The sequence below is a fragment of the Streptococcus halitosis genome (genome assembly GCF_023147855.1).
GTDB lineage: Bacteria > Bacillota > Bacilli > Lactobacillales > Streptococcaceae > Streptococcus > Streptococcus halitosis_B.
Genome location: NZ_JAHXOP010000001.1, coordinates 103,161 through 114,334, shown reverse-complemented (window position 1 = coordinate 114,334; position 11,174 = coordinate 103,161). Strand labels below are relative to the sequence as shown.

Annotated in this window: 13 protein-coding genes; 4 read left to right on the top strand and 9 right to left on the bottom strand. The window is 41.3% G+C overall.

The features are described 5' to 3' along the window. Window positions 1-114 precede the first annotated feature (114 nt). Window positions 115-756 carry a glycerol-3-phosphate 1-O-acyltransferase PlsY gene (gene plsY / locus KZX55_RS00580; protein ID WP_084853452.1) on the top strand — a complete coding sequence of 214 codons (642 nt, stop codon included), beginning with the start codon at window positions 115-117 and terminating at the stop codon, window positions 754-756. Window positions 757-790: 34 nt separating this feature from the next. Here the strand turns inward: plsY and KZX55_RS00575 are convergent, their stop codons facing one another. The 9 genes from KZX55_RS00575 to KZX55_RS00535 all read right to left on the bottom strand — a co-directional run bounded on the left by KZX55_RS00575 (window position 791) and on the right by KZX55_RS00535 (window position 9,148). Then, window positions 791-1,747 (bottom strand): ABC transporter permease, encoded by a 957-nt coding sequence (locus KZX55_RS00575; RefSeq protein WP_025169599.1) that lies wholly within the window; start codon window positions 1,745-1,747, stop codon window positions 791-793. Window positions 1,748-1,749: 2 nt separating this feature from the next. After that, a complete protein-coding gene (locus KZX55_RS00570; RefSeq protein ID WP_000038677.1) occupies window positions 1,750-2,808 on the bottom strand; it encodes an ABC transporter permease in 1,059 nt (352 codons plus the stop codon). Continuing rightward, a complete protein-coding gene (locus tag KZX55_RS00565) occupies window positions 2,801-4,336 on the bottom strand; it encodes an ABC transporter ATP-binding protein (RefSeq protein WP_084873262.1) in 1,536 nt (511 codons plus the stop codon). The genes KZX55_RS00570 and KZX55_RS00565 overlap by 8 nt, the downstream gene beginning before the upstream one ends. Before the next feature lie 136 nt (window positions 4,337-4,472). Continuing rightward, entirely contained in the window at window positions 4,473-5,528 is a 1,056-nt protein-coding gene (locus KZX55_RS00560) for a BMP family lipoprotein (protein WP_001036148.1), read from the bottom strand. Window positions 5,529-5,617: 89 nt separating this feature from the next. Further along, complete coding sequence (locus tag KZX55_RS00555) at window positions 5,618-6,007, bottom strand: cytidine deaminase (protein WP_000246081.1); 390 nt, start codon at window positions 6,005-6,007, stop codon at window positions 5,618-5,620. Further along, window positions 5,994-6,656 (bottom strand): deoxyribose-phosphate aldolase, encoded by a 663-nt coding sequence (deoC, locus tag KZX55_RS00550; protein WP_033584866.1) that lies wholly within the window; start codon window positions 6,654-6,656, stop codon window positions 5,994-5,996. The genes KZX55_RS00555 and deoC overlap by 14 nt, the downstream gene beginning before the upstream one ends. A 19-nt stretch (window positions 6,657-6,675) precedes the next feature. Beyond that, window positions 6,676-7,953, bottom strand: coding sequence for a pyrimidine-nucleoside phosphorylase (locus KZX55_RS00545; RefSeq protein WP_248022753.1), 1,278 nt, complete (start codon window positions 7,951-7,953; stop codon window positions 6,676-6,678). Beyond that, a complete protein-coding gene (locus tag KZX55_RS00540) occupies window positions 7,950-8,540 on the bottom strand; it encodes a class I SAM-dependent methyltransferase (RefSeq protein WP_248022751.1) in 591 nt (196 codons plus the stop codon). Before KZX55_RS00540 ends, KZX55_RS00545 begins: the two co-directional genes overlap by 4 nt. A gap of 203 nt (window positions 8,541-8,743) precedes the next feature. After that, window positions 8,744-9,148, bottom strand: a complete 405-nt coding sequence (locus KZX55_RS00535; protein WP_248022750.1) for a hypothetical protein — start codon at window positions 9,146-9,148, stop codon at window positions 8,744-8,746. A 201-nt stretch (window positions 9,149-9,349) separates the two neighbouring features. Here KZX55_RS00535 and coaA point away from each other — a divergent pair, with 201 nt between their 5' ends. The 3 genes from coaA (at window position 9,350) to KZX55_RS00520 (ending at window position 11,160) form a co-directional block, all read left to right on the top strand. Next, window positions 9,350-10,270, top strand: coding sequence for a type I pantothenate kinase (gene coaA / locus KZX55_RS00530; protein ID WP_248022749.1), 921 nt, complete (start codon window positions 9,350-9,352; stop codon window positions 10,268-10,270). A gap of 67 nt (window positions 10,271-10,337) precedes the next feature. Then, window positions 10,338-10,574, top strand: a complete 237-nt coding sequence (rpsT, locus tag KZX55_RS00525; RefSeq protein WP_001274000.1) for a 30S ribosomal protein S20 — start codon at window positions 10,338-10,340, stop codon at window positions 10,572-10,574. Between the two features lie 52 nt (window positions 10,575-10,626). Further along, window positions 10,627-11,160 (top strand): DNA topology modulation protein, encoded by a 534-nt coding sequence (locus KZX55_RS00520; protein WP_057489196.1) that lies wholly within the window; start codon window positions 10,627-10,629, stop codon window positions 11,158-11,160. The last annotated feature ends 14 nt before the right edge of the window (window positions 11,161-11,174 follow it).

Sequence of the window (11,174 nt, the reverse complement as noted above, 5' to 3'; positions counted from 1 at the left end):
TCTTTTCTATTTTACAGGTTTTCTAGGGATTTTGCAAAATTTTTCCCGTTCAGCTGTCACAATTTTAAAGGATATTCTCATCATTTCTACACTATTTCATGGTATAATAGGTCTATGATGACATTTGTATTATTAATTTCAGCTTATCTACTAGGCTCAATCCCTTCTGGTCTTTGGATCGGACAAATCTTCTTTCAAACAAATCTGCGAGAGCATGGTTCTGGAAATACTGGAACAACCAATACTTTCCGTATTTTGGGTAAGAAAGCAGGTATGGCAACCTTTGTAATTGACTTCTTTAAAGGAACCTTGGCCACTCTGCTTCCAATTCTTTTCCACCTACAAGGTGTATCACCTCTTATCTTTGGACTTTTGGCTGTCGTTGGACATACCTTCCCTATCTTTGCAGGCTTTAAAGGTGGTAAGGCTGTCGCAACTAGTGCTGGGGTTGTTTTCGGATTCGCGCCTATCTTCTGTCTCTACCTAGCAGTCGTATTCTTTGGAACCCTCTATCTTGGTAGTATGATTTCCTTGTCTAGCGTTGCCGCTTCTATCGCAGCCGTTATCGGAGTTCTCCTATTTCCACTATTTGGATTTATCCTAAACAGCTATGACCCTCTCTTCATTTTGATTATCCTAGCACTTGCTAGCTTGATTATCATTCGTCACAAGGATAATATCACACGTATCAAAAATAAAACTGAAAATCTTGTCCCTTGGGGATTGAACCTAACCCATCAAAATCCTAACAAATAAAACGCCAGTTTGAAACTGACGTTTTTTTGCATGCTTATTTTGATTTGATGTAGTTGATACCGTCTGCCTTAGGCGCAACTGCTTTTCCAAAGAAGGCTGCCAAGACAAGGATGGTCAAGACATAAGGGGCGATTTGAAGGTAAACCGCTGGCACTCCTTGTAGGAAAGGCAATTGAGAACCGATAACTGCCAAACTTTGTGAAAGTCCAAAGAAAAGACTGGAAAGCATAGCACCGATTGGGTTCCATTTACCAAAGATCATCGCAGCAAGAGCGATAAATCCAGGACCGACAATAGTTGTCACTGAGAAGTTGACAGAAATGGATTGAGCATAAATCGCTCCACCAATCCCCCCTAAGAAACCTGAAATGATAACCCCAAGATATCTCATTTTGTAGACATTGATTCCCAAGGTATCCGCTGCTTGAGGGTGTTCACCGACAGAGCGAAGGCGAAGACCAAAGCGTGTCTTAAAGAGAATAAACCAAGCAAAGAATGAGAAGGTAATTGCGATATAACCTAGTAGACTGGTAGACTTGAAGAAGATATCTCCAATCACTGGGATATTAGCCAAAACTGGGAAATCAAAACGTCCAAAAGTCTGGCTTAAGTTATCCGTTTGCCCTTTGTTATAAAGAACTTTAACCAAGAAAACTGCTAGGGCAGGAGCCATCAAGTTCAATACTGTACCACTAACAACATGATCGGCACGGAAATGAACCGTTGCGACGGCATGGATGAGGGAGAAAATGGCTCCCACGACACCGGCAACTAACAAGGAAATCCAAGGGGTCGCTGCTCCAAGTTGTTCTGCAAACTCAAGGTTAAAGACAACCCCAGAAAAGGCTCCCATAACCATAATTCCTTCAAGACCGACGTTAACGACACCACCACGTTCAGAGAAGACTCCTCCGATACTCGTAAAAATAAGTGGTGCTGAGTAAATCAGCATAGAAGAGACCAAGAGGGTGAGTAATGTTGTAATAGACATCCTTACTTACCTCCTTTAACTTGTTTTTTTGGTTTGACAAAATGCTCGATAATATAGTGAACACTGACAAAGAAGATAATGGACGCTGTTACAATGCTGACAAGCTCAGACGGAACTTGCGCAGCGTTCATACCCGGCGCACCAACTTGCAAAACTCCAAATAAGAAGGCTGCAAAGAGAATTCCAATTGGTGAGTTTCCAGCAAGCAAACTAACTGCCATCCCGTTAAATCCGATAGCCAATGATGATCCCTGAACGTAAACGTTTTGGAAGGTTCCAAGCCCTTCGACCGCTCCACCGAGACCAGCTAAGGCACCAGAGATGATCATCGATAGAATGATTGTACGTTTTGCTGAAATACCAGCGTACTCTGAGGCATGGGGATTGAGTCCAACTGCACGGATTTCAAAACCGAGAGTCGTTTTCTTGAGCAAGAACCAAATCACGCCAACAGCAATGATGGCAAAGAAGATCCCGATATTCATACGAGAATTACCAGTCAACTCAGATAACCATGGTGTCTGATAAGTGGCATTGGCACTCACACGAATCGTTGAGTCCGTGCTTTGCATAAAGTCTTTCGGAAAAGAATGAATAAAGGCGTTCCCTACGTACAAAACAATGTAGTTCATCATGATGGTTACAATAACCTCTGATGTACCTAAATAGGCTCTGAGAATACCTGGAATAGCACCTACAATCCCACCTGCAATCAAAGCAATTACTACGGTCGCTAAAATCAACATTGGGCGTGGCATGTCCGGATGCGACAAAGCAAACCAACCACTAAGAATCCAACCCGCTAGTGCCTGACCGGGAAGTCCAACGTTAAAGAAACCTGCACGGCTGGCAACTGCAAACCCCAGACCAATCAAGACAAGAGGACCCATGGCACGGAAAATCTCACCAATTCCACGAAGACTACCAAAAGCTGTATAGAACAACTCCTCATAACCCCAGATAGCATCGTAGCCGAAAATCCACATGACAATGGCTCCGAGTAAGATTCCTAAGAATACGGAAATCAAGGGAACCGAAATTTGTTGTAACTTTTTAGACATCATCCTTCTCCTTTCCCAAGTTTCCACCTGCCATCAAGATACCAAGTTCTTGTTTGTTAGTCGTTTCTGGAGACACAATACCTTGAATCTTACCATCATGAATAACAGCAATTCGGTCTGAAACATTTAAAATCTCATCCAATTCAAAGCTGACAACAAGCACAGCTTTCCCGTTATCACGTTCTTCAATCAAGCGTTTGTGGATATATTCAATGGCACCGACATCCAGACCACGAGTTGGTTGGCTGACAATAAGGAGATCAGGATCACGATCAATCTCACGAGCGATAATCGCTTTTTGTTGATTTCCTCCTGAAAGAGCTGCTGCTGGAACAAACTCGCTCGCCGCACGGACGTCAAATTCTTCCATCAATTTCTTAGCATGCGAAGTGATATTGGCATAGTTCAAGATACCATTCTTGCTGAGTGGTTCTTTATAGTAGGTTTGAAGAGCGATATTTTCTGAAATCATCATCTCTAAAATCAAGCCATCACGGTGACGATCCTCAGGAACGTGCCCCACGCTTAGTTCTGTAATTTGTCGAGGATGCATTCCTACGATTGATTTGCCTTTTAATTCAACGCTACCAGACTCAACCTTACGAAGACCCGTAATGGCTTGAATCAGTTCTGACTGGCCATTTCCATCAATACCTGCAATACCGACAATTTCACCAGCACGAACATCCAAAGAAAGATTCTTCACAGCCGGTACACCGCGGTTTTCATTAACAACCAAGTCTTTGATAGACAAGACTACTTCTTTTGGTTGTGGTGCCTGTTTCTCCGTTTTGAAGGAGACAGAACGTCCTACCATCATCTCTGCCAAGTCTGCATTGGTTGCCCCTGCAATCTCAACCGTCTGGATTGATTTCCCACGACGAATAACCGTCACTCTATTGGATACCGCACGAATTTCATCCAGTTTATGGGTAATCAAAATAATAGATTTTCCTTCTTTGACAAGGTTTTTCATGATAGCCATCAACTCATCAATCTCTGAAGGAGTCAATACGGCTGTCGGTTCGTCAAAGATGAGGATATCAGCACCACGATAAAGTGTCTTCAAGATTTCTACACGTTGTTGAGCACCAACGGAAATATCTGCCACCTTGGCAGCAGGATCCACTGCCAAACCATAACGTTCAGAAAGAGCCTTGATTTCTTTAGTAGCTTCAGCTATATCTAGCACACCATTTTTAGTGATTTCACTCCCCAAAATGATATTTTCAGCTACTGTAAAAGCTTCAACCAACATAAAATGTTGGTGAACCATCCCAATTCCTAGACTAGCAGCTTTAGAAGGTGAATCTAGTTTGACAACCTGACCATTCACCGCAATTTCACCACTAGTTGGCTCGAGAAGTCCTGCCAGCATATTCATCAGAGTGGATTTACCCGCTCCATTTTCTCCTAAAAGTGCATGGATTTCACCTTTTCGCAGTTGCAAGTTGATCTTGTCGTTTGCTACAAATTCACCAAACACCTTGGTAATATCCCGCATCTCAATGACATTTTCGTGTGCCATATGCTTTTCCTTTCCGAGGTTTATTTTGTTTCAATAAAACCTGCTAATCGTGTTAACAAGTTCTATTGAGACAAAAATTGCCTCAATTCTTAAAGAAGCGACCGATGGTCGCTTCCTAAGAAATGACTTTTATCCATTATTTTTCAGGAACTTTTACGCTTCCGTCAAGGATTTTAGCTTTTGCGTCTTCAACAGCTTTTTTACCTTCTTCTGAAAGGTTTGTCACTGCCAAGTCAACCCCTTTATCTTTCAATGAGTAGACAATAACTTGTCCGCCAGGGAATTCACCTTTTTCTGCCTTATTAGCAATATCTTTTACAGTTGTACCAACTTGTTTCAATGTCGATACAAGAACGAAGTTTGATTCTTTACCATCTTTAGAAGTGTATTTACCTTCTGCTGCTTGGTCACGGTCTACACCAATAACCCAAACTTTTTCATCTTCATTTTTGCTTTCGTTCAAAGATTTTGCTTCAGCAAAGACACCAGCACCTGTACCACCAGCTGCTTGGTAGACAACGTCTGCACCTGCAGCGTATTGAGCTGCTGCAATTGTTTTACCTTTGGCAGCATCACCAAATGAACCAGCGTAGTCAACTTGTACTTTGATAGATGGGTCTACTGACTCAACACCAGCCTTAAATCCAGCAGCGAAACGTGAAATAACTTCAGATTCGATACCGCCTACAAAACCAACTTGTTTTGTTTTAGTTGTTTTAGCTGCTGCAACACCAGCAAGGTAAGCTGCTTCGTTATCCGCAAATGTTACGCTCGCAACATTCTTTTGATCTTTGATCACATCATCAATCAAAACATAGTTTAAGTCAGAGTGGTCTTTTGCTGCCTCTTCAACTGCATTGTGAAGTGCAAAACCAACACCGAAGATCAGGTTGTAACTTCCAGCCGCTTGTTGCAAGTTGTTAGCATAGTCTGCTTCACTTGTTGATTGGAAATAAGTAAAGCCTTTATCTTTAGAAAGATTGTGTTCTTTACCCCAGTCTTGCAAACCTTCCCAAGCTGATTGGTTGAATGATTTGTCATCAACACCACCAGTATCTGTTACGATCGCTGCTTTGGTCTTCATTTCAGATGAAGATGAAGCTGCGTTACGAGAAGAGCGGTTACCACATGCAGCAAGTCCAACTGCTGCTACTGCAACTAGACCAAGGCCTAGCCATTGTTTCTTGTTCATTACTGAACCTCCTAAATAAGATGTGCAACGATGTTGCAAGTATGGATTGGTTGGCCACAAGGACCGCGTCACTCAGAGAGTGACTCAGACTAGTTTAAGTCTGTAAATGAGTATGGAAGTAACTCCCCGACCGTCATCTCGACCGTCGATTTATCTTTTGCGACAAGTGTCACTTTTAGATCTTTTTCAAAAAATTCAGCCATCACTTGGCGACAAGCGCCACATGGCGAGATAGGTTTTTCAGTCTGTCCGTAGACAATCAACTCTGAAAACTCTCTTTGGCCTTCGGAAACTGCTTTGAAAATCGCTGTACGCTCTCCACAGTTTGTCAAAGAATAGCTAGCATTCTCAATATTAACACCTGTATAAACGTTACCATCTTTCGCCACTAGAACAGCACTAACAGGAAAGTGAGAATAGGGTACATAGGCTTGCTTGCTGGTTTCAATTGCTAAGTCAATCAACTCAGTAGTCGCCATCTGCTAATTCTCCTTTTAAAATTGCCACGCCAGCTGATGTTCCAATACGAGTAGCGCCTGCTTCCAAAAAGGCAAGAGCGTCTGCATATGAACGCGCTCCACCAGCTGCCTTAACTCCCATATCTGGTCCGACAGTTTTACGCATCAACTTAACATCTTCTATAGTGGCACCACCAGTTGAAAATCCAGTTGATGTTTTGACAAAGTCAGCGCCTGCTTTCTGGGATAATTGGCAAGCCACAACCTTTTCATCGTCTGTCAATAAGCAAGCTTCAATAATGACTTTAACCAACTTGTCACCACTTGCTTCTACAACAGCACGGATGTCCGATTCAACCAAATCAAGATTACCTGATTTGAGAGCACCGACATTGATAACCATATCAATCTCATCTGCACCATTTTGGATGGCTTCCTTGGTTTCAAAAGCTTTTACAGCTGAAGTTGTCGCTCCCAAGGGGAAACCAACTACTGTACAAACCTTTACATCTGAGCCTTCAAGTCCTTTTTTGGCATGTTTTACCCATGTGGGATTGACACAAACACTGGCAAAATCATACTCACGCGCTTCAGATAGCAAACGATCAATTTGTTCTTGACTTGCATCTTGTTTTAAAAGCGTATGATCAATATATTTGTTTAATTTCATATTCGGATTCCTCTCTTTTTCATGAGATGATTTCAATTATTTCCTGCAAACGTTTCACTCTATCATTTATTTTAACATATTTTTGAAATTCTGTAACTAGTTGAGGGGAAATTTTTCCATTTGTATAAACTTTTGCGACAATTTCTCCCTTTTGAACGGAGTCACCGACCTTCTTCTCAAAAACGATTCCAGTTTCATAGTCTAAATCATCAGACTTGACTGCGCGACCAGCTCCCAATCTCATGGCATAGAGACCAAATTCCATCGCTGGAAGGGCTGAAATGACACCTGACTCTTGAGCCGGGATATCTACTACATGCGCCACCTTGACTGGACGATAGAGATCTTCTAAATCACCGCCTTGAGCTGCTACCATTTCTTCAAACTTAGCCAGCGCTTGGCCGTTTTCAAGGTGTTGACGTACTTCTTCAACCGTCTTCTCAACATTTGCCAAACCAAGCATAATCTGAGCTAGTTCACAAATAAAGTGACCGATATCTTCTCGACCCTTTCCTTGAAGAATTTCAATTGCTTCTAGGATTTCGAGACGATTGCCAATGGCTCGTCCCAAGGGCTGGCTCATATCGGTAATAACCGCTACTGTCTTTCGACCAACGGCCTTACCCAAATCGACCATGGTTTGAGCCAATTCACGCGCCTCATCAACCGTCTTCATGAAGGCACCCTCACCGACCGTTACGTCTAGCAAAATAGCATCCGCCCCAGCAGCAATTTTCTTGCTCATGACAGAACTAGCAATCAAAGGAATCGTGTCGACAGTCGCCGTCACATCACGGAGGGCATAGAGAAGTTTGTCTGCTTTAACCAGCTGATCGGACTGCCCAATGACAGATACACCAATGTCCTGTACCTGACGAATGAAATCTTCTTGACTACGCTCTACTTGGTAGCCCTTGATTGCTTCCAACTTATCTAGGGTTCCGCCAGTATGGCCAAGTCCACGGCCACTCATTTTTGCGACCGGAACACCAAAACTGGCTACTAAAGGCGCTAAAATCAAAGTCACCTTATCCCCAACTCCACCCGTAGAATGCTTGTCAACTTTAACCCCCTCAATGGCAGATAAGTCAAACTCTTGACCTGTCTTGACCATATTCATCGTCAGGTCAGAAATCTCTCGTGTGGTCATTCCTTTAAAATAAACAGCCATAGCAAAGGCAGACATCTGATAGTCTGGAACAGTTCCTGCCACATAGCCTTCTACTAGCCACTTGATTTCATTTAAAGTCAGTTCTTGACCATCTCGTTTCTTTTGAATTAAATCAACTGCTCTCATTCTTTCACACTTCTAAGGATATAGTATCCCTTATCTTTCTTTACGATTTCACAATTTCCAAAAACGTCTTCCATCTTACTTTTAGCACTCGGAGCACCTTGCTTTTTCTGAATGACAATGGTTAAATCACCTCCATCTTTCAAGAAATCTCTGCTCTTTTCGATAATCTCATGAACAACTTGTTTGCCCGCTCGAATAGGCGGATTGGAAATAACATGGTCAAATTTCCCTTCAACTTGTTCATAGATATTGGATTGGAAAATCGTCGCTTCTACTTTATTTCGTTCAGCATTTTGTCGCGCTAAGTCTAGAGCGCGATTATTGATATCGACCATGGTTGCCTGAACTCCATAAGCCTTGACCAATGACAAACCCAATGGCCCATATCCACAGCCTACATCAAGGACCGTTTCTCCTTTGTTAACCTCCAAACACTTCAATAAAAGTTGACTCCCAAAGTCAACCATTTTCTTGCTAAAAACACCCGCATCCGTTAAAAAGGTCATATTTTCTCTCAACAACTCCACTCTCAACTCATGAATGTCGTGAGCAGCATCAGGATTTTCTGCATAATACATTTTACTCATAAAACTATTTTACCATAATTTGGCTTGAATTGTAAATCGTTTACAAAGTGATGATCAAATGAAAAAGACTGAAGAAAGCTAGTAAGTAAAACCTTTTCTTCAATCTCTTTCAATGATTAGAAATACATTACAATCTATCGGGAACTACAAATTATCATAGTCAGTAAAAAACAGATCGTCTGCAATCAGGCGCATTTTTATCACTATTTTTTAACCTTAAGATACTTTATTATCAACAAGATTCCCAATATGATGTTTAGATAAAAACCCAACTGATAAGTTTGTGTCAAGATTTCCAAACTTGTCCAAAGTCGTATCAAATCTTCTAGTGACATACGGAATAGATATCCTTCTGTAGCAATCCACAAAATCAAAAATAGATAACTACCAGCAGCAAGCCATTTCGTCCACTGCTTTTTTACTAGCCAGGCAATCAAGAGCGAACAGATAAAGACAGCTGTTACAAGGAGATGATCCATTAAGAAGGTAAAACCGTAATAGGTTTCTACAAAGCGTCTACCATTATCCGCATTCGCTCCCCTTATAAAAGGTAGTGTAAAACTTAAAATAAAACAGAGTTCCAATATGTAACATCTCAAGATTTTCATTGTATACCTCCTATAAGTTGCGAACTAAAAAACCCACTTTTAATAACTGATAACTCTTCAGAAACAATTCCCTATCTCATCATTAAATTATTCAACCTCCATCTACCTCTATTATACGATATTGACTTACTACCATCAAGAAACCGCTTTATTTTTTTAGCTTTTTATGGTATGATAAACAAAATATCTAGGGGAAAACAAATGACCAACGAATTTTTACATTTTGAAAAAATCAGTCGCCAGACTTGGCAATCTTTACATCGAAAGACAACACCTCCTTTGACAGAAGAGGAACTAGAATCCATCAAGAGTTTCAATGACCAGATTAGTCTGCAAGATGTGACAGATATTTATTTACCTTTAGCTCATCTCATCCAAATTTACAAACGCACCAAAGAGGATTTAGCCTTTTCTAAGGGGATTTTTCTCCAAAGAGAGAGTAAATCTCAACCCTTCATTATTGGAGTTTCAGGAAGTGTAGCTGTAGGAAAATCAACAACTAGCCGACTTCTGCAAATCCTTCTCTCTCGTACAGTTACTGATGCTACTGTAGAATTGGTGACAACTGACGGTTTTCTCTATCCCAATCAAACCTTGATGGACCAAGATATCTTAAATCGCAAAGGTTTTCCTGAAAGTTATGATATGGAAGCTTTACTGGATTTTCTTGATCGCCTAAAGAATGGACAAGATGTCGATATTCCTGTCTATTCTCATGAGATTTATGATATTGTTCCTGATGAGAAGCAACGTGTCAAAGCTGCGGACTTTGTTATTGTTGAGGGCATCAATGTCTTTCAAAATCCTCAAAATGAGCGCCTTTACATCACTGATTTCTTTGATTTCTCCATCTATGTAGATGCTGCTGTCGAGGACATTGAAAGTTGGTATCTGGATCGTTTCTTAAAACTCCTCAGCTTTGCCCAAAATGATCCCAACAGCTACTACCACCACTTTACGCAAATGCCAATTGGAGAAGTTGAAGCCTTTGCACACCAGGTTTGGACCAGCATTAATCTCACAAATCTACAAAACTACATCGAACCGACAAGGAATCGCGCCGAGGTCATTCTCCACAAGACTAAAAACCACGAAATCGATGAAATTTACCTAAAAAAATAATTTCCCCTTGTCAAAACCTAAGTTTTCATATATAATGGTATAGTTAGTAAATATGGAGGTAAGAACATTGGCAAACATTAAATCAGCTATCAAACGCGCTGAATTGAACGTTAAACAAAACGAAAAAAACTCAGCTCAAAAATCAGCTATGCGTACTGCTATCAAAGCTTTCGAAGCAAACCCTTCTGAAGAACTTTTCCGTGCTGCTAGCTCAGCTATCGACAAAGCAGAAACTAAAGGTTTGATTCATAAAAATAAAGCAAGCCGCGATAAAGCTCGTCTTTCAGCTAAACTTGCTAAATAAGAAACAGTCCATAGAGGCTGTTTTTTTGTCCTCTAATCAGAAAAGGTAGAAAATGAAAATCGCAATCATCGGATATTCTGGATCAGGCAAGTCAACTCTGGCAGAAAGGTTATCTAGCCACTACTCCATCCCCAAACTGCATATGGACACACTCCAATTTCAACCTGGTTGGCAAGACAGTGACCGCGAATGGATGTTGACCGAGATGAAAAACTTTTTCACAAAGCATGAAGCTTGGGTCATCGACGGCAACTACTCTTGGTGTTGCTATGAAGAAAGAATGCTGGAAGCTGACCAAATTATCTTTCTCAATTTTTCACCATGGACTTGTCTCTTTCGAGCCTTTAAACGGTATCTCACATACCGAGGCAAGGTCAGAGAAAGTATGGCAGCAGGCTGTCCTGAACGCTTTGACTGGGATTTTATCAAATGGATTCTCTGGGATGGGCGGACAAAGAATGCTAAAGTACGCTATCAGCAGGTTCAAGAAACCTACCCTGAGAAAGTAATTGTCCTCAAGTCGCAAAAGGAGATGGATTACTTCTTAGAAAATCTCGCGCATAACAAGAAAAACCAACGTGTATAACGTTGGTTTTTTGC